The organism is Gilliamella sp. ESL0232 (assembly GCF_013346885.1).
In the GTDB taxonomy this organism is placed as follows: Bacteria; Pseudomonadota; Gammaproteobacteria; order Enterobacterales; family Orbaceae; genus Gilliamella; species Gilliamella bombi.
Genome location: NZ_JAAEDW010000002.1, coordinates 192,484 through 213,703, shown reverse-complemented (window position 1 = coordinate 213,703; position 21,220 = coordinate 192,484). Strand labels below are relative to the sequence as shown.

Sequence of the window (21,220 nt, the reverse complement as noted above, 5' to 3'; positions counted from 1 at the left end):
GATTGAGAATTCTTAGTGATTCCAACATTTATATTAAGGTAAATCATCAATGAAAATATTAATTGTTGAAGATGATAGCTTGCTACAGAAAGGTTTATACGATGGTATAACGTCAAATGGTTATGTTTGTGAAGTTGCTACAAATGGTAAACAAGCTGAAGATTATATTCAATTTGGGCAGTTTAGTTTAATTATACTCGATTTAGGATTACCTGATTGTGATGGACTTGACTTACTGATTCGCTGGCGAAAAAATCATATTTCAACGCCAGTTTTGATTTTAACTGCACGCGATACCATAGAAGATAGAGTCGATGGTTTAGATAATGGTGCCGATGATTATTTGATTAAACCTTTTGCTTTAACTGAATTATTAGCTAGAGTAAGAGCGTTAATTCGTCGAGATCAAGGTACCGCAGATAATTTTATCAGTTATGGTCCTATTAATATTGATATAAAACAACAAAAAGTGACTGTTAATAACCAAGAAGTAGTGTTAACACCAAAAGAGTTTATTGTATTATCTCGATTAATGCTAAAAGCTGGCGAAAAGGTCCACCGTGATTTATTGCAAAATGATCTTTATGATTGGCAGAGTGACCCTAGCTCAAATGTTTTGGAAGTGTATATTCACGGATTACGTAATAAATTGGGTAAAAATTTTATTCGTACAGTACGAGGTTATGGTTATCAACTTAATGATGGATGTTGATAACTCGATTAATTTAAATTAGATAATTAAATTATGATTTCAGAATCACTTAGTAATATACGCCACAGTATTCGTTGGAACCTATTTTTTACTTTGGGTTCTATCATGTTGGTTTGTCAGATTATTACTGTCCTTTGGTTATGGCATGAAAGTAAAGAACAAATAGATGTATTGGTTAATTTGACTCTAAGTCAAAATAAAATTGATGAGGTTGTTGAAGAAGAAGAATTAGAAGCGATTTTTGTTTTGTTTTGTTCAGCCTTTTCTATGATGGCAGTAACACTATTTTTAGCGTATAAAGCGATCAGGTGGATCACAAAACCGTTGGAAATTTTAGAGAAAGATCTTAATCAACGTACTGAAGAGAATCTAAAACCCATTGCGCCAATTAGCAATATGCGTGAAATTAAATCGATTACATCTGTATTGAATAATCTTTTTATTAGGCTGAGTACAACATTATCTCAAGAACGTCTTTTTACCTCCGACGTAGCGCATGAAATGAGGACACCTTTAGCAGGCATTCGTTTACATCTAGAATTGTTAGAAAATAACAATAACATTGATTGCACAGAGTTAATTGATCGTATAGATCGATTAGTCAGTACTGTAGAACAGCTATTAATGCTTGCTCGAGCTAGTCAAAAGTTTACTGTAGGACAGTATCAACATATTAATTTTTATAATGATATTATGATTCCGCTGTCTGATGAACTAACAGAATTGACTTCACAAAAACAGCAACAGCTCGAATGGTATTTGACTGATAAAGATCTTATTTTTAATGGTGATGCAACCTTAATAAGACTATTAGTACGTAATTTAGTTGAAAATAGTTATCGCTACAGTCCTGAGAACACTAAAATTGTGGTAAGCTGTTACAAAATTAAAAAAGATATCATTATTACTGTAGAAGATGAAGGTAATGGCATTGATGAGTCTAAAAGCGAAAAACTGACTCAAGCCTTTTTTCGTATGGATCGCAAGCATAATGGTATTGGGCTTGGTTTAAGTATAGTCAACCGTATTGCTAAATTACATCAAGGTCTATTTACCTTAAAAAATAGACCTAATAATGTAAAAGGTGCTATTGCACAATTGAGGATTACTGATTCACTTCGTCAACTAAACGAGTGATTAATTTGTTGTTGCTATTTTCTTTAATAATGGATGTTAAAAAACGTTGCCAAGTTCGTTCAATTTTGGCTTTAGCAAAAAAAGGAATGTAATTGGCAATAGGAATAAGAGTTGAATTACCGATATTATCGATAATAATTAAGCGACTGTTATCTGCACTTAAGTGCTGAAACAAAATATTTTTGCTTTTTATTGTCATTGTAATAATACGATCTTTTAATAGGGTTGATTTCAAATTTCTTAATGAAGTAACTAAATCATCGTAATATTGCTTAGTTAATTTTGTATCAGCGAGGTATTTTTCAAGTGGTATAGCTATTTCACCGGTATAATCTCGGATGAGTTGGAAAACATGGCCTTTGCCATAATTGGTTGAAACTGGACCGTAATATTTTGCTATTGCATCGAATGAAACATTACGTCTAATTAGATGTTTATAATAAGAAATTTCTCGATTAGTCTCATCTTCAGCACCAACATTATAATTCACTTTGATACACTTATTGGGATCATTTGGATGACGATAACATTTTCGGTGCAAACCTTTGCTAATATAATCTTCTATTGAAAGTTGAATTGTATTGTTCATTTATTTAAATATTTTGTTATTTAATGTTGATTTTAGTTTATCAGTAAGCATTCCTTCTCGCTATGATTTTTTATTTTTACTCTAGCGCTTTTATAAAATTTCTGTATAATATTGCCACCCACGTTACGACAACGTTCTTCCCAACGTTGTTTTCGGTTGTCAATATTAGTATAACCGCTCGAAGGGGTGAGTTAATTAATGGTAACAATCAAAAAGTGTAAATAAATCAAATGATTTATTAACGTGAGATTAATTAAAAATTGGATAATTACGAATGAGTACTTTTTCAGCTAAACCAGAAACAGTTAAACGCGACTGGTATGTTGTTGATGCAGCTGGTAAAACGTTAGGTCGTTTAGCTACTGAAATCGCAAGCCGTTTGCGTGGTAAACACAAAGCAGAATACACACCACATGTTGATACAGGTGATTATATTATCGTTATCAATGCAGAAAAAGTTGCTGTAACAGGCAAAAAACGCACTGATAAGATCTATTATCGTCATACTGGCTACATCGGTGGACTTAAAGAAGCGACTTTTAAAGAGATGATTGAACGTCATCCTGAACAAGTCATCGAAATTGCTGTAAAAGGCATGTTACCGAAAGGTCCTCTTGGTCGTGCAATGTACCGTAAACTAAAAGTTTATGCTGGTAGTGAGCACAATCATGCGGCACAACAACCGCAAGTACTAGATATTTAAGGGGATAAAAGATGGCTGATAATCAATATTACGGTACAGGTCGCCGCAAAAGTTCTGCTGCTCGTGTATTTATCAAACCAGGTAGTGGTAACATCGTTATTAACAAGCGCTCTTTAGAGCAATACTTTGGTCGTGATACAGCTCGTATGGTTGTTATGCAACCGTTGGAGTTAGTTGAAATGACTGATAAACTTGATCTTTATATCACTGTTAAAGGTGGTGGTATTTCAGGTCAGGCTGGTGCGATTCGTCACGGTATTACTCGTGCGTTAATGGAATATGATGAAACTTTACGTCCTGCGTTACGTCAAGCAGGTTTTGTTACTCGTGATGCACGTCAAGTTGAACGTAAAAAAGTGGGTCTACGCAAAGCTCGTCGTCGTCCTCAATTCAGCAAACGTTAGGTGCGACAAGTAGCACTAAGCACTTGATTTTTATGATGTTTTTCGTAAAAATCAAGTGAATGAAAGGCGAAAATGAAATACTTTTCCCTTTCATTCGTAGATAAGAGCGAAGATGAAATACTCTTTCCTTATTTACATGCTTGTAAACTCCTCGAGGGAGCCTCATACTCCCGAAGGGGAGAAAATACCGAAAGCGTTAAATAGTTAACCTTTCGACCCGTGTGCAAGAGGGGACATATTCATGTAAGCCTTTTGTAAGGATAATCCTTACCAGTCCAGAGTTGAACTATATACAACTACATGATGAGCCGAAGATATAGCTGACATCAAAACTTCGCCATGAAGAAAACTGGAGCCCTTTGAGAGTTTACACTCTCCAGTCATAGTTGAACTACATACAACTACAAGGCGAGCAATTATATACGATTGCCGACGTCTCTTATTAACTAATAATTTACTACTTAATGGGTAAAAGATTTACCGTTAAATTAGTGATTAACAAAGACTAGAATATTTCGATGAATCGACAGAAATGTAGATGAAGTTGAAAGATAAAGGTCGAATTAACTATTATTAGTAAGATATCAGGTGTAAAAACCTATTTCACTCGAGTTGTTAAACAAGCAGTGCTTAAGCTATTATTATCATTGTTGAATTAATTATAACTATAGGAAATAAGCATAATTAATAGTCAACCTGTTATATGGCTAACAGTAGTCTAGGGATAGTGCGAGACTGGCAACGGTCTGGTGCGGAGCTTCCTGACAATGTACCCCCTTGAGGAATAGCAAGGTTAATGATTATCGTGAGGTAACATTAAGTAATGGCAAGTAGTATGCCATGAGGGGCTAGACTGGGTAGAAAGATGAACGTAAAGTGAATAGATGAAAACGTCGTAATGCTGGAAAAGCCAAAACTACTGATAGGCTTTGACCAAAAGGTAATATAGTCGGATATTCTCGTCTAGCGTGGGAATACGCCATCAATAAGACTATCGGCGAACAGTCTACATCTTAACTACTCGTGTGATAATAATGGAACTTGGTAAGCCTGTACGTTTGCCGTCCACAATTCAGCAATCGTATTATATAAAGCGCAAAGATTGGGGTCGGCAGGCAAAGCGTAAGTGATGCTGTTGAACGTGCAGGTAAGGGAGGTTAGAGAAAGCGAATGATTGGCTGTAATGGCTGATATAGGGTATGAAACATGACATAACTCGAAAGGGTGCAGACTTCTAACTGGTCTTTCGTCGCAAGATGTTAGGCTAATCCTTTGGTGGGTAATTTCTAATGGAATTATTTTAGGCGAGGAATGAGCTGGCGAGTGTCTAACAGTTTAAAATGAATTACTGGGAAGAATAATTCATCTGTTAAAACATCCGCCAAGCTCAAAACTCAATCATTAACCGTGTTACAGAGCGGTAGAGTTATTTGATATTCTGAATAACCGCCACATGTAACGTGGTAGTTCTTTTGGCGGTTATTCACATAGTATCAAGTAATTTCTGCTACTTCTTGTATCAAGAGGTAAGTATGAAAGAGCACACTAAGTTTAATGCAAAAATTAAACAGAGTCCAGCTCCAGCGACCTCTGACATGGCGAGGCAATGGCACAATATCGATTGGGTCAAAGCAACAAGGCATGTTAAAGGATTGCAGAGTCGGATTGCGAAAGCGACACTTGAAAATGATTGGCGCAAGGTTAAACGCTTGCAAAGATTATTGACACGCTCAACTTATGCTAAGCAATTAGCGGTAAGGCGAGTGACTGAAAATAGAGGTAAAAGGACGGCAGGTGTTTATAAGGTAACTTGGAGCACCGCTGAGGCAAAATGGAAAGCGACTGCAACGCTCACAAACAAGGGATATAAACCGCAACCATTAAGGCGGGTCTATATTCCTAAGTCTGACGGGAAGAAACGCCCTTTGGGTATTCCGACCATAAAAGACAGGGCAATGCAAGCACTCTATCTATTTGCCCTACAGCCTGTTTCGGAGACAACGGCGGATAAAGGCTCGTATGGGTTTCGCATTAACCGCTCAACGGCAGATGCGATAACCCATATACATCGAATATTCTCACACAAGGGGCGGAAAACTAACCAACCTGCGCAGTGGGTATTAGATGCAGATATCAAGGGCTGTTTTGACCACATTAGCCATGATTGGTTAATAGCGAATATTCCAATTAATAAGCGGATATTAGCGAAGTGGTTAAAATCGGGTGTCGTTGACATGGGGCAGGTGAAGATGACTGAGGCGGGCACACCGCAAGGTGGGATTATCTCGCCAACGCTAGCCAACATGGCGTTAGACGGCTTGGAGAAAGAGCTAGCTAATCACTTTGGTGAGAAAGCGAGCAGGAAAATCAGGCAACATAAAACGTACATGGTTAGGTATGCGGATGACTTTATTATTTCAGGGATTTCAAAAGAATTACTGGAAGAAAAGGTCATTCCTGTAGTGGAGGAATTTCTCAAAGAGAGAGGACTAACACTATCAGAGAAGAAAACAAAAGTAGTGCATATCAGGCAGGGTTTTGACTTTTTAGGTTGGAACGTAAGACAGTTTAACGACAAGCTTATCATCAAGCCGAGTAAAAAGAATGGGGAGGCATTCTATAGCAAGGTGAGAGATAAGATTAAAAAATTAAGCATGGTTAAACAAGAAGACTTAATAAAGGTATTAAATCCAATGATAAGGGGATGGGCTAACTATCACCGAAGTCAGGCAGCCAGTCAAGCTTATGGGCGAATGGATGCATTAATATGGCGCGCGCTTTGGAATTGGAGCAAAAGAAGACATAGTAAAAAGGGTAAACGTTGGGTTAAAGAGAAATACTTTAAAACGACGGCAACTCGGAAATGGAACTTTGGCACGATGATAAAAGACCGCCAGGGTATGGATAAATGGGTTGAATTATTGCAATGTAGCAAGACGGCAATCAAACGACATATTAAGGTAAAATCGGATTACAATCCATTTTTACCAGAATGGGAATTATACGGGGAAACATTACACCAGAAACGGATGTATGAGGAATTCTCACACAGACACAAATGGCAAATGCTGTATAAGGAACAAAAAGGTCGTTGTGGTTTATGTCAACTCCCAATCACAAAAGAGACGGGGTGGCATGACCATCATATTATCTACAAAATGCACGGAGGGGCGGATACGCTCAAAAATAGGGTGTTACTACATCCTATTTGCCACAAAAAAGTCCATGCACTGAAATTGGAGGTAGTGAAACTGGCTTACTAAAGTCAATTGAAAGGCTTGAGCTGTATGCGGAGAAATTTGCTCGTACAGTTCTTAGGGGAGGGCACAACAGTAATGTTGTGTCCTTACCCGACCGGCAGTATTACAAAAACGTTACAATTTTGTTTCAATTTTGTTTCAAAACCCAGCGAATGCTGGGTTTTTTTATGCTGATTTGGTTAATTAAAAAGCTAAACTACGTAGGTTAAATATTTTTAAGAATTAAGATTATTTAGGAAATAAATATTATTTAATATTATTAGGTTAACTAATTTAATAAATCCTATACTTAAGCACATGTTTTATGAAACTGCTTGTCAAAATTAGGGCTTGAGGAAAAGAATTAAAGAAAATTTATTTTTTTTTAACAATTTTGTTATCCAATTTGTTAGAATAGACGGCAACTAGACTTATTTTAATTTTATAAATTTGGAGTGAATATGGTTGTTGCTGTTAATAAACGTTCTGTAATGACATTATTTTGTGATACAACAGATATTTACGGGCATCAGATTCGTTTTGTTCTGGCAGAAAAAGGGGTAACTGCGGAAATAGAGTTTGTAACGGCAGATAATTTACCACAGGAATTATTGGATCTTAATCCATATAGTTCAATTCCAACTTTAATTGATCGTGACCTTACGTTATATGAACCACATATTGCGTTAGAATATTTGGATGAACGCTTTCCACATCCACCATTGATGCCTGTTTATCCTATCGTTCGCGCTAATTCACGATTAACAATGTACCGTATTAAAAAAGAGTGGTATAGTGCATACGAAACAATTATTGCTGATCCTAATAGTGATGCTGCTAAAACAGCACGAAAAAATCTTCTTGATGATCTTGTTTCGATTTCGGTTATGTTTAAAGAAAAAGATTATTTTATGAGTGATGATTTTACATTATGCGATTGTTACTTTGCGCCGTTACTTTGGCGTTTACCATTGCTTAGTATTGAATTACCAAAAGTAGCTGAAAAGAGTTATTTAGCTTATATGGCGAGAGTTTTTGAACGCCCTGCTTTTATTAATTCATTAACTGAAGCAGAAAAAAAGATAAGATCATAAACAATTAAGTTTATCTTTATTTACGATAATTTTAGCCAAGGTAGCCTTGATGGAACTTGAACAAATGACGCCACGTCGCCCTTATCTATTTAGGGCTTTTTATGACTGGATTTTGGATAATGATTTAACACCTTACATTGTGGTTAATACTTCTGTATATGGAGTATTAGTGCCGCAGGAATTTATCCAAAACAATCAAATTGTACTAAATATTGCCCCACAATCAGTTGGTCAATATTTGGCTACTAATGAACAAATTGAATTTAATGCTCGCTTTTCTGGTGTGCCACAACATATTGTGGTACCAATGGCTGCGATTGAGGCAATTTATGCTCGTGAAAATGGCGTGGGTATGGGATTTGAAGATGAACCACAATATAGTATACAGAGTGTATCTTTGTCCTCACAACCTAAACAATCTAAATCAAAACCTAATCCATTTCGTGTTGTAAAATAATTTGTCATATTGTTGATTAACGGTGATTCGCTATGATGTATGAAGTAGATTTATCGTTGATTATGTTAAAAATAGCGAAAAAATAGTAGATGAATGAGTAATGAAATCGAATTAAAGTTTGAAATTAATACTAGTGATATTGCTAATTTAAGATATTTTCTAGATCAATGGGCTGATAGCGACGAAGTTGAATTTTTAACGATATCACCAGCAAAAAACAGTTCTACAAAACTCAATTTGACTAGTACCTATTATGACACAAGCGATTATTACCTACGTAATAATCAGTGTGGATTGCGAGTAAGGGAATGCGAAAGTGATCACGAAAAAGAGTTTGAAATCACCTTAAAGCGAGATAGCAAGTCTGTGTCTGGATTACATGAGCGTGCTGAATTTAATGTTGACTTACCTAATTCAGAACCCAATTTAGCTGTATTACCACATATGGCATTACCCTATAATTGCGATATTGAGCGGTTACAACGAGATTTATTACCATTGTTCAGTACTGATTTCAAAAGGCAAACTTGGTTAATTTCTTTTGCGAGTAGCGAAATTGAGGTAGCACTAGACCAAGGGGAAATTAAGTCAAACAAAAAAGTTAAAATCATTCAAGAAGTCGAATTAGAACTCAAACAAGGTAATAAACAAGACCTGTTTAATTTTGCTCTTGAATTAAGCCGTTTCCATTTGCATCTTTTTTCACAAAGTAAAGCTGCTAGGGGCTATTGTTTACTGAAAAATACATCACTTAAAACTTGTCAATTTGATTTTCAAGCCCATCAAGATCTAGCAAGCCTGTTAAGATTTTGGCAACAAAATGAAGAATATGCATTAGAAGTTAATGATTTAGAGTTATATAAACAAACACTAAACCAAATAAATTATATTCTAATAGATAAAAATCTTCCTTTTGAGCCTGAATTTACACAATGGCAAATGGCATTATTGACTATTAACTCTGTAAAAGAATTTGCTTTTAGTGAGATTAATACAAAGTTCAGGCTTATGTTGATCGCAAATATGACTATTAATCAATGAAATAAAAAGTAAAATAATGAAGCTTTCTTTTTTTAAATTACCGTTCTTGTTTTTGCTGTTTTATGGGGTGCTAGATAGCGCTTTTTTAGTTGGACGAGAACTTCTTGTTGAGAATATGGTTTTTAGCTATGCAAAGGTTAACCCATATATTTGGGACGATTCTTTTTTATCATTAATTATTCATATAGTTTTGCCTAATACTTTTAATCAGTTAGCAAATCTGGTTTTAATTTTTATTACTTCAGCCATAATCTTGCATAAGAATTCGGTCTATCGAGTCAATAAAAAGAATCTGCTTTGTGTGTTTTTAATTGTTTTTTTTATAATAATAGGTATCAATGGTTATCAGGTGATATTTGAGCGACAGGTTCTTGGATTTTTATATTATGCTATAGTGCCATATTATTTTACTTATATAGAAAGCCTCTATATAGGCATATTTAGATTAGCTTGTTATATTTGGATAATAATGGCGATTTATTTAGGGATAAAACTACTGCGAACAGCTTTCGTAACAGAGTCAGATATGATTGTATTATCCTCGGACAATAGTCAAAAAACTCATTTATCTTTATTTATTCTATTATTTAATTTCTATTATCTATCTATTGTCTTATTTTGCTTAAATTTCTTTTTTGTTCCTAAAGATCCTCTGGATTCTATAGGTCCCCTTGAATACCATATTAGAACTATTATTTTTTATTCAGTTTTTTTATTGATTGTAAATACGATTGGTTATTTTGTTTTGCGAAAACAATTTAAAACTGTTTATGATAATTTACAGGTGAAGTCATTAATTTCAAGTTCTGTCATTGCTTTTGTGTTAACATCGTTGGCAGCAATAATTGTTTTATTTTTCAATATATATTGTCTGAAATGGTTTGATGAGGTTGCAGATTCATTAACAGACAGCGAAATAATGGTTATTGTTATAACAGATATTATATTATTTCTTCTTATTTTATGTGCAATAGGTTCGGTAGTTGTTAGTAAAACAGCAAAAGCATTTTTTGGAAAAGAAGTTAATTTATCCAGTTTTGTTGAGTCAAAGTCAGAATAAAATTTGTACAAATTAGTTTATTGGTAACATTTTTACATTAATTATAATAGGCATTGTTCTATAATAGACAAGGTTGCCTTATATTAATTGCAAGAATTGTTGCCTGAAATTTTTACTTTTTTCGGTATGATATTTTTTTATCTATACAACAATATAATGACGGTTTTTATTAGGATATATGGTTATATATAGCTCCAGTAAAGGTCTTTTTACTCCAAAAAGACTTTGCACCTATGGTAATATAAAATAAAGGGTTTAAAGAAGTTGTATATTCTTTATGAATCATTCCTAAAAACAATACTCAATTAAAAATCATCTCATCATTTTCGACACTTTTTTATTTTGTATATAAAATACTATATAACTTACAAAAGTTACTTATAATATATTCTTATTTTGCTGATATTATTTTGTGAAGAAATTTCTAAGAGAGCTTGCTTATGTCAGAATTTAACCTTCCAGTTTCTTCTTTGTTTGAACAACAAAAGCAAAAAGTTGCCTCTCAACTTAAACAATGTCAATCAAACGAAATACAAGCTAATCTAGATATTTTAGTGCGAAGTAATTTTTTGGTAGATGCATTTTATCGATTTCCTAACTGGCTAACAGAAATCAGCCAAAATCCCCCACAGGCAGATGAAAGACAGTATTACCAAACTTGGTTAAATGAAAAATTAATAGCAGTTTCAGATGAAACTGAATTCATGAAGATTTTAAGGCAATTTCGTCGTTATATTTTAGTCCGGTTAGCATGGTCTCAACTAGTTCATATCAGTAATGATGAGCAGATTTTATTACAATTAAGTGAACTAGCTGAGGTGATAATTGTTACAGCTCGTAATTGGCTTTATGAGCTTAGTTGCAAAGAGTGGGGGACACCTTACAATGCTCAAGGTCAGACGCAGCCACTGCTGATTTTAGGTATGGGAAAATTAGGTGGTGGAGAACTTAATTTCTCGTCCGATATTGATTTGATTTTTACCTATCCCGAACATGGACAAACACAAGGAGGGCGGAGAGAGTTAGATAATGCTGTATTCTTTACACGTTTGGGACAACGTTTGATCAAAGCGTTAGACCAAATTACAGAAGATGGATTTGTTTATCGCGTTGATATGCGCTTGCGGCCACTTGGTGATGGTGGACCTTTGGTGCTGAGTTTTTCTGCTATGGAAGATTACTATCAAGAACAAGGGCGCGATTGGGAACGTTATGCAATGGTTAAAGCTAAAGTGCTTGGTGATCAACAATCTCCTTATGTCAGTGAGCTTTATCAAATGTTAAAACCATTTGTTTATCGTCGCTATATTGATTTTAGTGTTTTACAATCATTGCGTAATATGAAAAGCATGATTGAACGTGAAGTGCGTCGTCGTGGTTTAAAAAATAACATTAAGCTTGGTGCTGGTGGGATTCGTGAAATAGAGTTTATTGTACAAGTTTTTCAGCTTATTCGTGGTGGAAGAGTAGTGGGGTTGCAAACTCGTTCGCTATTAAATGCGCTTGATGTGATTGAACAAGAATCGCTACTTGCATCGAATGAAGTATCGTTATTACGAGAAAATTACCTATTTTTACGCCGTTGTGAAAATCTTCTACAAGCTATTGCTGACGAACAGACCCAAACCTTGCCAAATAATGCACTGGATCAAGCTCGTTTAGCGATAAGCATGGGCTTTAATCATTGGCATGATTTTGAACAAGCGTTATTAGTGCGGATGCAACATAACCGCCAAATTTTTAATGAACTTATTGGCGAAAACGAATCAGAATCTACCTCAACGACTAAGCCTTATAACGATCAATTTGACGATCTTTGGGTGCCTGATCTTCAAATAAGCGATGTTAGTGCAATATTACCTACCTATTCAGAAACAGAAGTTACGCAGATCTACCAAATGCTAGTGCAATTTCGTGATGATATAGGTAAACGTACCATTGGCGTACGGGGGCGTGAAATCCTCGATCAGTTAATGCCACGTTTGTTAGAAGCTGTCTGTAGCGAAAAGCAAGCAACAATGGTGCTATCAAGGATTTTGCCGTTACTTGTTAATATTGTTAGTCGTACCACTTATTTAGAACTGTTACTTGAATATCCAACTGCTTTGAAGCAATTGATTCGCTTATGTAGTGCTTCACCAATGATTAGCGATCAGCTGGCTCATTACCCTATATTATTAGATGAGCTTATTGATATCAATTCGCTTTATCAGACTGTTGCTCCAAATGAATATAAAAGCCAGCTTTATCAATATTTATTACGTATTGAAGTTGATGACGAAGAACAACAACTTGAAGCTTTACGTCAATTTAAACAGATGCAATTGTTGCATATAGCTGCTTGCGATGTTGAGCATGTATTAACTACCATGAAGGTCAGTGATCACCTAACTTATGTGGCTGAATCATTATTAGATTTTGTCATACAAATGGCTTGGAATCAAATGGTTACTCGCTATGGCAAGCCTGAGCATTTGGCTGATAATCATAAAGGCTTGGTGGTAATCGGCTATGGTAAATTAGGCGGTTGGGAACTGGGTTATGGTTCGGATCTCGATTTGGTTTTTTTACATGATTGTCCAGTTAATAGTATAACTAACGGCAATAAGCAGATAGATAGTCGTCAATTCTATTTGCGTTTAGTTCAGCGAATTATTCATCTATTTAATGTTCGTACTAGTTTTGGGATTTTATATGAAGTTGATGTAAGGCTTCGCCCTCAGGGTGATGCAGGATTGCTTGCTTGTAGTTTAGATTCGTTCGAAGATTACCAAATGAATGAAGCTTGGACTTGGGAGCATCAAGCATTAGTCAGAGCAAGAGCTATATATGGAGAAGGTGAATTAATAAAACGTTTTAACCAAATTCGTCATAATGTACTTTGTAAAAAGCGTGATGAAGTTGTATTAAAAAAAGAAGTGCGTGAAATGCGTGAAAAAATGAGAGTACATCTAGGTAGCACTCAAAACAATTTATTTAACTTAAAAATTGATGAAGGAGGAATAGGAGATATTGAGTTTATATCGCAATATCTTGTGCTTAATTATGCTAATAAATATCCTAAAATGACAAAGTGGAGCGATAATGTTCGGATTTTAGAACTTGCGACAAATTATCAAATAATGGATAGCCAAGAAGCAGAGCAGCTAACACAAGCCTATATCGATATGCGCAACAAAATTCATAGATTAGCATTGCAATTACAATCTAGCACGGTTAATAGTTCGCAATTTGTGCAAGAAAAACAAATAGTCAACCAATGCTGGCTAAAATGGTTAACATAATAAATTGGCTTTTTATTTTAATGTTTGGTTTAACTTTATTGTGGTGAAATAGAACATGATAAATAATAACAGAATGATGAGATAAATGGGATATAACAAAATAAACAGGGAAATAATGAAATTGTTTTTTGAAAAAGTGTTACAAAATATGAAATAAAAAATTGCCTAAAAAATTTTGCTCTAAAAATTAATTAGGCGTCATTAAATTCAAACAGTGTTGGTTGTTTTTCTTTTATCATTCGTTTATGAACTCGGTCGATTACTTTTCTGATACCTCGTTCTGTCATTTTATATTTTTGACTTAGTTCTGCGTAGTTATTGCCTTTAAATGCGTCATAGATTTGCAAGTCACGTTGGTTTAGTTTAAATCTGTAGTCGCGTGGAAATGTGATATTCTGACCGCCGAACAGTTCTGAAATTGTATTTGCAATACTATCGCCAAGATGAGCTGCAATATCTTCAGGTAGACCATAATCCATGGCTTCATTAGCCACAGATAATGATATATGCGTTAGCAGTTCGTGACGTTTAATAGATATTGCAGACTTAGTCATAATTTACGCTCCTGTTTTGTTCTTATACCAATCTAGTGCACCGGGTATATTTTTTTCTAATTTATTAAAATCGATACCGGCTCTATACATCTGTTCAAAATACTCTTCATTACTGCTACGAGCTGGTTTGTCTTCTTCTTTATGTTCAACGTATGCAAATAAATGCTTAGTTGATTCATAAACAGATTTTAAGTAGTTATGATTTTTAAACGGTTTATACTCACTAGTTAAACGCTTAGCGTGAATATTATTAACTGTTTCCCGTAGTGCGTGAGCTAGATGCCTGCTTGGTTGATATAATTTCAGAACTTCATTAATTAAGTTTACTGCTCTAGAATTACTTAAATTTGATTTTTGAGTACGAAATAAACCAATATAGGCAATCATCGGTTTAGCACAGCCATAGTTTAAATTACTTACTAATATAAGTAATTCTCTGCCAGAATCATCTTCGACTAATGCTTCTAAATTAATTTCGTTATGACAAATTGGGCAACGTGTTAATTTCATTTTTATTCCTTTTTACGCGTTCTAGCCAACTTTTTAGGCTTTCAATTACAACCATTGCTTGTTTTTGGGTAAGCCAATCCATCACTTCAACACCAGTAATACGTTTTACATATGAATTGATAGTTTTTTCTGAGCGGTTTTTTACTTCACCTACATCAGCTAGCTCTAGCCATAATGAGCGTATTTTTTTATGAACTGGTTCTGTAGCAGTTATCTTCCCTGTTTTTTTTGATGATTTAACTTTAAAACCTTTTGATTTCAGGTTATTTAGAATTTTTTCCAGTTCCCAAACAGTCATATCCTTGGTGCTAGTTTTTTTAGTTATATTCAGTAATAGATGACGATAGGTATCGTCATCCAGATTAAGTTGAGATTTTGCAATATGAATCAGCTTGATGTATTTAGATTTCATCTAGATAGAACCTGATTTTGATTTTAACTTAACATATTCGGCATAGAGTTCATCATATATCTGTCCATCGACATAACCCTGCCCCTGAACTTCACGCATAAACGAATGTTCATGACTGATTGAAACATGATAATCAGGCATATAGCGTTTAGGATTAGAAAATTTAGTTTTCATTATCAAATTAAATTTTTCTAATAAATCAAATTTATTAGCTATATCAACCAAAATATCTTTAACATCATCATTTATTGATGGTAGTTTACCTAAATTTTTTTTTATGATTCTTTCAATATCATTTCTAATTGATTCATTTAAGTCAGAAAATGCGACAAAAGATAATTGACCTCCTAAAATATTTTGATTTGCATGAAAAGACGGTTCTTTACCATTTTCAAATTCAATTATTAATGTCACTTTACCCATTTGCTAATTCCTCTAGCTCGTCGATGATGCGATCAGCTTCAAATTCAGATAAACCATACTCTTTACAGTGAACTATAAAATTAGCTGTCTGGCTTAATATAAATTGATGCAAAATATAAAAATCTTGTTTTTGCATAGTTAAATAACCTCCTGTTCAAAAGGTACTATCGCAAAATCCTCTACATCTTTTTTGATAGTGATGCCAGGAACATGTGCTACTACATTTGGTTCGTTTAAAATAGCTTCTTTATTAACTTCTTCTTTTGTACGAATAAATCGTTCCAATTTTAGCTTTTTCAGGGTTTCTATAACTGTTTCTAACCCCCGAATAACACACGATGGTGGACGATTGCGCCATTGCACTTCACCAGTAACTAAATTGGCTGATTTAACTTTGCCATTGTTGGTTAATTCATCACGGTTTGCTTCGCACCAAATTTGGATACCTTTTTGTATTTCTACTGACTTCTTTTTTAATACTTCAATACTTGATGAATAACTTGCAGTAATTTCAGCGATCTTATCGTTCATTTCGGTTTCTAATCGGATTAATTCACGCTGTATATCGCCTAAATATTTAATAGCCTCTGTTGCTTGATCTTTTGATTGCACAACATAGATTGATGCGGTAGCTTTAATACGTTTTTTAGTCTTTATCATTTCTATAGCTCCTATTCGATTAATGCAAACGACTAATATCGCGTTCTTTCCATATAACTCGGCAGCCATTTAATTCAAATTGCCCAAACCTGTAATAACCTTCATGTCGGTAATACATCGCTTTACCCACAGCTATAAACTTATTGCACTTTGGGTGATGCTCAATTTCAATAGTTGGCTTTGAAAGTGAATCATGATAAAAACCAATGACGGTAAATTCTTCATTAGATAATATAGTTACAGCATTATTAACCGCATTGATGCTATTATTGATGAGTTGGTTCTTTTTCATCAGATATCTCCTCGGTCTTTGATACACTCAACAATTACTTCACCTGTAACTTTTAGCGCACCAATGCGTGCAGCTAGATTTAATGCGTTAGAAACAAGGTTATTTACTGCTAATGGATAACATAATGAACGCACTTGCTTTTCACCTCGACGTGTTGTTGCAACACGTAACCGATTGATGATTTCATTAAATGCAGATGAATCAAATAACGTTGTATAGTCCATATCAACACGTGAAAATTTATGCTTGATATATTCTTCAACTTTAAAATCAAGTGGTTTTAAGTTCACAACTTCACAGCGTTGCACAACTTCACGAACCTCTGGGTTATACTCTGATAGTTTTGTTTGTAGCTCTGTTTGCCCAATCAAGATAATTGATAGCAGTTTTTTAAAGCCTTCTTGTAGCTCATAAAAGCGTTTTAAATGCTTAAGCGTATGAATTGATAAACCATGAGCTTCTTCAATAATCATTAAATGTTTACGACCTGATAATGCGCTATTTTTAAGTAAAGTATGCATTTGCCTTGCTCGTGCTTCAGCACTGCGTTTTGGTTTTGCTTGTGGATCAATCGCATTGATGATTGCACCACTAATATCCATACTTTTTAGTGATTTACCTTTGACTTCGTTATCTTCTAAACCAAGTACATACGGCTCAATAACCGTTATTGGTTCATGATTAATATTGATCCAATCAATTAAATCATGGCGCAATGTGGATTTACCGCTACCTGATTCACCAATTACCGCCAACATTCCGCCATGCTTTGCTGTTTGACGCATTGCAGCACGTACATAACGAATATCATCAGAAAGATAGACATCGGCATCTTGGGTCATTTCATCCGTAAATGGATCCCTTGGAATGCGGAAATGTGCACGAGCATCTCGATTTATAGTTTGTTTTCGTAGTAACATATAGGCTGACTCCTTTGTTAAGTATTTTTCATTTGAGTCAACTGGCACAGCGTCGTCCGCCAAGATTTCGGCTGTGTCAGTTTCTTCTTCAAAAATATTTATTAAATAATCATTGCTTAAACCTAATTTTATTAATCCCTTTTCAATCTTCTGCTCTAGTTCTTCATGCTTAATAGAGCGTGGCCAAATATTGTGATTAACGAGTTGGCTAATTACTGCTTGGCTGATTGAATTGCCTTTATAATCAATATGCTTAGCGAGTTGTGCCTGTTTGATATTGAATTGCGTCATTACGCTTTTTAATTTCAGCATTATTTAACACTCCTAAACCCTGTCGTACCGTCACCGACTGCAACAGGTGTTGTAAATGTACGAATTAGTGAATCTAACGAATCTTCCGGTACACCATCTTGATAACGAACCGATAGCCACTTATTTTCATCAGTTGTTAATCTGCGACCAATTGAACTGGTAATACGCATTAAAGCTGCGGTTAGCGTTAATGTTGTTGCAGCTAGCTTTAAATGTTCCGGTGTCTCAATTTCATTGCCTTTTTGTTCAAAATAAGCTGGATGATTTATATCATCTAGATAACTGAGTGTATTGAGTTTGCCACCGAACGGTGCTACTTGTTTTTGCTTTGCTTTTTTGATTTCATCTTCGGTCATATTTGGGTATGCCACTTGATCCATCGCTTTCGCTGCTTGTTCAATTTCTGTATTACCTTTAGATTTATATTCCTCGCCAATTACAGGTGCATCTAAACGTTGTCCAAACTTATCAAAATTGCGATCTGGCTCAATACGGTAGATTAATGACTCGCCGTCATAACGAGGGACTTCAATTTGAATAGCACAATCACCGTAAACTAATGAACGCACACTGACTTTATCTTTAACAGCAATACCCTCTAAGCCTTTTAAACTATAGACTAATGATGATTCTGATTGTGGATGTTTGAAACTAATGGTTAAATCAGACTTAACTTGGCGCTCTTGCTCACGACTTGCCATTAATGCCTGACAAACTTCTATAGATGGCAATGTACGTAATTGTTCTGCCGTAATATGTTGCCAGAGCGCTTGGCGTGATACAGGTTCTGATAACCCAATACGACGCAAACGTGTATCTTGCCCAGGTAAACGATTAGCGTTATATGCCTCCGCCCAGTTCATTGCTGCATGATTTAACTCATCAATACAGTTAACTGGTTGAAACTTTAAACGGCTTTCAAACTGTGTTTCGATGATATTGTTGGCATTTTCTACACCGCCTTTAGCTCGTGCATTACCTGCTTCGTGTTCTAGATATTTAACTTCTAAATGGTCTAGCAAGTTCTTGATTGCTGATGATGTATTTGCTGAACCTTTATCCCAATACAATAGCTTTGGTACACCGTGAAATAACCGCCCATCTTGCTTACCCCAAGCAAACATTAAAAACTGGAATAATGAGTGTTGGTTTTCGCCAGCTGCTTCTACATACCACGGTATAATCATGCCCGATGCGCGATCATACAAAGTATAACGCCAGACTTTGTATTTAACTTTTGCGTAGTTTCCTAACTTATTTTTATAAAAATCACGGTCACGCATAATATGTTGTTTATCTTTCATGTAATAAATTAGGCATAGAGAAGGATCTACTTCGTGCACATGATTAGGATGTAATGCACGTAATGACTGAACAGGATTTGCCACTTGTTGTGCTTTTACATTCATTTTGCGGTTTCGTAATAACCTAGTAAAATGATTAGTACTTACACCAATTTCATAACCATTTTGTTTTGCAATACTTGTTGCTGTTGTTGTAAACATAGTTTGTTTACCATTATCACGCACCGACTCTTTACATATTGCTCCGACCACATTTAAAGCAATATCAGAAACACTTGTATCACCTTTATCAGCTCTGCATTTCCGATCACTTGACCAACCACAAAACTCTTTTAATTGTCGGTAAATAGTTTGTTTAGAAATACCTAAAAAGGCTTGAGCTTCACTCATAATAGCGCTTCTTGAACCAAAATTTGTGTTATCTAGCTTAATTGCTAATTCATTTAAATAGCTGCGAATATTAGGTGATACCATTTTTAAATTCCCTTGATATGAAATATCATTTATATAAATCTTGGATATTCTCATTTACTAAAGATTCTTGTCGCTGTTGAGCTTCCATAATATCGCTATCAAATTTGCTCCAAAGTTCACGATGCACATAACGAGCTTGATCTAAAGTTAATACGGCCGAACCATTCAATGTTAATAATGCAATTTGCATTGATTCAGGCAATGAATATGGTTTTTCGGGATCGTAATCAGGGTCATTCTCCAGTATTTCGAGCATCAATTTATACATAATGTCTACATACTGCCTTTGTTCTTCAAATAGCTTATCCATGCGTGATTGTGTTTCTGCTATCTGTTTTTTAAACGGCTCTAAACGCTCATCTAGTGGTACGGTTTTCATTTCAAATTGTGCTAGTTTTATTGCTAATTCTTCCTTTTCTTTCGCTACATCAGCATTACGTTTGCTCAGGGCTTTATAATCAGCTTGCAAATTACTATTTTCTTTTTTGAGCTGCTCTTTTTCTTTAGCATTTTTAGCAATAAATTCTTCTGCCAATTCAACTAATGCCTCTTTATCACCTGCTTTGGCAACTTCAATCAGTGCTGTTTTTTGGTCCTCAGGTAACTTACGATATTGGCGTAACTCACGGTAACCGATACCCATGCGTGACATAGATTCAAGGGCTTCTTCACCAAATGCTTTTAGGTTTGCTATATCTAATTCAATTTTGTCTCTAGATGAACCGAGTAACAGACAAAAATCTTCCCACGTTCCTGAAAATAGCGAACCGTTCGCGGTTTTCATTCCTTTAAGTTGTTGATATAGTTTATTTTCACGGATAAAAGCCAATTTAGATGTGCGAACCGTTCGCGAAAACTGTTCAAAAGCCTCAGCCATTTGAGCCTGACCTAAAACTTGATTAACTAAATCACGAGATTCGTTATATTCACTTTGAATAGTAGTCATGGTATTCATTGCATCATTAATCCCTTGCTCATCAATTGCAGGTAGTTCAATTTCGTCTTTTGCTTTGTTTGCTTGTCTTGCCATTTTATTTATCCTCTTGAACCAGCAGTAATACGCTGATTGATTTCTGTTATTTGGTCTTGCATTTTAGTGATGTGAATTGCATGCGCTTGGGCTATTTGCAACATTTGCACACTATGAGCAAACAAACCATTATCTAACTTAATTACTAGTCCTTCCTCGATTAGTGTTTGAAGTGAACGCGTTACATTAACAGGTGATTCATTAATCATCTTTGCGATATCGCCATTAGATAAACCCGTTAACGTATAACCTTTAAGCGCTTTTAGTACCTTAAGTATTCGAGTGCCAGACGTTGAAATTTGTGTTCTATGCATGTCTTTCGCCCTTTTTCTATATGTGAAAAACTGTTACAATCGGTATTAATAGGCTTGTTTTAAGCCAAGTTTTACTGCTATATCGTGTGTTTTACCACGATGAGCACGACTTAAACCATTTAAAACGTTATAAACAACAACGGGGTGATAACCATTTTCAATCGCCCAAGATTTGATAGTTTTACCTTTTTGTTGAAATTGTTGCTTAACTTGTTCTGGAGTGAGAACTTTAGACATTTTTAGCTCCTTTGATATAAGTTATTAATAAGTGATTTATAAATTATGTGTTAAATTA

At 35.0% G+C, this 21,220-nt stretch carries 24 protein-coding genes; 10 read left to right on the top strand and 14 right to left on the bottom strand.

All coding sequences use genetic code 11. The features are described 5' to 3' along the window. Window positions 1-49: 49 nt before the first annotated feature. Window positions 50-712, top strand: a complete 663-nt coding sequence (gene pmrA, locus GYW75_RS04040; protein WP_174798531.1) for a two-component system response regulator PmrA — start codon at window positions 50-52, stop codon at window positions 710-712. 33 nt (window positions 713-745) lie between these two features. Continuing rightward, window positions 746-1,849: a two-component system sensor histidine kinase PmrB gene (gene pmrB / locus GYW75_RS04035; protein WP_174798530.1), complete on the top strand. Its 1,104-nt coding sequence runs from the start codon at window positions 746-748 to the stop codon at window positions 1,847-1,849. Here pmrB and GYW75_RS04030 read toward each other — a convergent pair. After that, on the bottom strand, window positions 1,818-2,438 hold the full coding sequence (locus GYW75_RS04030) for a YrbL family protein (RefSeq protein WP_085165835.1): 621 nt from the start codon (window positions 2,436-2,438) through the stop codon (window positions 1,818-1,820). The two genes, pmrB and GYW75_RS04030, sit on opposite strands and share 32 nt — an antisense overlap. 274 nt (window positions 2,439-2,712) lie before the next feature. Between GYW75_RS04030 and rplM the strand changes: the two genes are divergently transcribed. Together rplM and rpsI are read left to right on the top strand one after the other, a co-directional pair. After that, entirely contained in the window at window positions 2,713-3,141 is a 429-nt protein-coding gene (gene rplM, locus GYW75_RS04025; RefSeq protein ID WP_034901369.1) for a 50S ribosomal protein L13, read from the top strand. Window positions 3,142-3,152: 11 nt separating this feature from the next. Further along, a complete protein-coding gene (gene rpsI / locus GYW75_RS04020; RefSeq protein ID WP_174798529.1) occupies window positions 3,153-3,545 on the top strand; it encodes a 30S ribosomal protein S9 in 393 nt (130 codons plus the stop codon). A gap of 848 nt (window positions 3,546-4,393) precedes the next feature. Here rpsI and GYW75_RS12525 read toward each other — a convergent pair. Then, entirely contained in the window at window positions 4,394-4,528 is a 135-nt protein-coding gene (locus GYW75_RS12525; RefSeq protein WP_255456969.1) for a hypothetical protein, read from the bottom strand. A gap of 549 nt (window positions 4,529-5,077) precedes the next feature. Here GYW75_RS12525 and ltrA point away from each other — a divergent pair. From ltrA to glnE, 6 genes are all read left to right on the top strand, one after another. Next, a complete protein-coding gene (gene ltrA / locus GYW75_RS04015) occupies window positions 5,078-6,808 on the top strand; it encodes a group II intron reverse transcriptase/maturase (protein ID WP_174798528.1) in 1,731 nt (576 codons plus the stop codon). A 437-nt stretch (window positions 6,809-7,245) separates the two neighbouring features. Then, window positions 7,246-7,878, top strand: coding sequence for a glutathione S-transferase N-terminal domain-containing protein (locus GYW75_RS04010; protein WP_065589152.1), 633 nt, complete (start codon window positions 7,246-7,248; stop codon window positions 7,876-7,878). 49 nt (window positions 7,879-7,927) lie between these two features. Continuing rightward, window positions 7,928-8,335 carry a ClpXP protease specificity-enhancing factor gene (locus tag GYW75_RS04005; protein ID WP_174798527.1) on the top strand — a complete coding sequence of 136 codons (408 nt, stop codon included), beginning with the start codon at window positions 7,928-7,930 and terminating at the stop codon, window positions 8,333-8,335. Window positions 8,336-8,428: 93 nt separating this feature from the next. Further along, window positions 8,429-9,376 carry a CYTH domain-containing protein gene (locus GYW75_RS04000; RefSeq protein ID WP_174798526.1) on the top strand — a complete coding sequence of 316 codons (948 nt, stop codon included), beginning with the start codon at window positions 8,429-8,431 and terminating at the stop codon, window positions 9,374-9,376. Window positions 9,377-9,392: 16 nt separating this feature from the next. After that, window positions 9,393-10,436: a hypothetical protein gene (locus GYW75_RS03995; RefSeq protein ID WP_174798525.1), complete on the top strand. Its 1,044-nt coding sequence runs from the start codon at window positions 9,393-9,395 to the stop codon at window positions 10,434-10,436. Window positions 10,437-10,876: 440 nt separating this feature from the next. Continuing rightward, a complete protein-coding gene (gene glnE, locus GYW75_RS03990) occupies window positions 10,877-13,720 on the top strand; it encodes a bifunctional [glutamate--ammonia ligase]-adenylyl-L-tyrosine phosphorylase/[glutamate--ammonia-ligase] adenylyltransferase (RefSeq protein WP_174798524.1) in 2,844 nt (947 codons plus the stop codon). Window positions 13,721-13,911: 191 nt separating this feature from the next. Here the strand turns inward: glnE and GYW75_RS03985 are convergent, their stop codons facing one another. Genes GYW75_RS03985 through GYW75_RS03930 form a run of 12 tightly spaced genes read right to left on the bottom strand, consistent with a single transcriptional unit; the run spans window position 13,912 to window position 21,162 of the window. Continuing rightward, the gene (locus GYW75_RS03985; RefSeq protein ID WP_065636011.1) at window positions 13,912-14,274 is read right to left on the bottom strand and encodes a Mor transcription activator family protein; all 363 of its coding nucleotides are present in this window, start codon (window positions 14,272-14,274) and stop codon (window positions 13,912-13,914) included. 3 nt (window positions 14,275-14,277) lie between these two features. Further along, the gene (locus GYW75_RS03980) at window positions 14,278-14,784 is read right to left on the bottom strand and encodes a hypothetical protein (RefSeq protein ID WP_065636010.1); all 507 of its coding nucleotides are present in this window, start codon (window positions 14,782-14,784) and stop codon (window positions 14,278-14,280) included. Then, a complete protein-coding gene (locus tag GYW75_RS03975) occupies window positions 14,753-15,196 on the bottom strand; it encodes a gp16 family protein (RefSeq protein WP_085165876.1) in 444 nt (147 codons plus the stop codon). The genes GYW75_RS03980 and GYW75_RS03975 overlap by 32 nt, the downstream gene beginning before the upstream one ends. After that, a complete protein-coding gene (locus tag GYW75_RS03970) occupies window positions 15,197-15,619 on the bottom strand; it encodes a hypothetical protein (protein ID WP_174798523.1) in 423 nt (140 codons plus the stop codon). Then, complete coding sequence (locus tag GYW75_RS03965) at window positions 15,612-15,755, bottom strand: hypothetical protein (protein ID WP_167370098.1); 144 nt, start codon at window positions 15,753-15,755, stop codon at window positions 15,612-15,614. The genes GYW75_RS03970 and GYW75_RS03965 overlap by 8 nt, the downstream gene beginning before the upstream one ends. A 2-nt stretch (window positions 15,756-15,757) precedes the next feature. Continuing rightward, entirely contained in the window at window positions 15,758-16,279 is a 522-nt protein-coding gene (locus tag GYW75_RS03960; protein ID WP_085165879.1) for a host-nuclease inhibitor Gam family protein, read from the bottom strand. A 19-nt stretch (window positions 16,280-16,298) separates the two neighbouring features. Beyond that, the gene (locus GYW75_RS03955; protein WP_085165880.1) at window positions 16,299-16,571 is read right to left on the bottom strand and encodes a hypothetical protein; all 273 of its coding nucleotides are present in this window, start codon (window positions 16,569-16,571) and stop codon (window positions 16,299-16,301) included. Then, the gene (locus GYW75_RS03950) at window positions 16,571-17,803 is read right to left on the bottom strand and encodes an ExeA family protein (protein WP_174798522.1); all 1,233 of its coding nucleotides are present in this window, start codon (window positions 17,801-17,803) and stop codon (window positions 16,571-16,573) included. The genes GYW75_RS03955 and GYW75_RS03950 overlap by 1 nt, the downstream gene beginning before the upstream one ends. Continuing rightward, window positions 17,803-19,581, bottom strand: a complete 1,779-nt coding sequence (locus tag GYW75_RS03945; protein WP_174798521.1) for a DDE-type integrase/transposase/recombinase — start codon at window positions 19,579-19,581, stop codon at window positions 17,803-17,805. The genes GYW75_RS03950 and GYW75_RS03945 overlap by 1 nt, the downstream gene beginning before the upstream one ends. Before the next feature lie 25 nt (window positions 19,582-19,606). After that, a complete protein-coding gene (locus GYW75_RS03940; RefSeq protein ID WP_174798520.1) occupies window positions 19,607-20,611 on the bottom strand; it encodes a hypothetical protein in 1,005 nt (334 codons plus the stop codon). Between the two features lie 5 nt (window positions 20,612-20,616). After that, window positions 20,617-20,925, bottom strand: a complete 309-nt coding sequence (locus tag GYW75_RS03935) for a helix-turn-helix domain-containing protein (RefSeq protein ID WP_174798519.1) — start codon at window positions 20,923-20,925, stop codon at window positions 20,617-20,619. 45 nt (window positions 20,926-20,970) lie between these two features. Further along, window positions 20,971-21,162, bottom strand: coding sequence for a DNA-binding protein (locus GYW75_RS03930; protein ID WP_065567015.1), 192 nt, complete (start codon window positions 21,160-21,162; stop codon window positions 20,971-20,973). Between the last annotated feature and the right edge of the window lie 58 nt (window positions 21,163-21,220).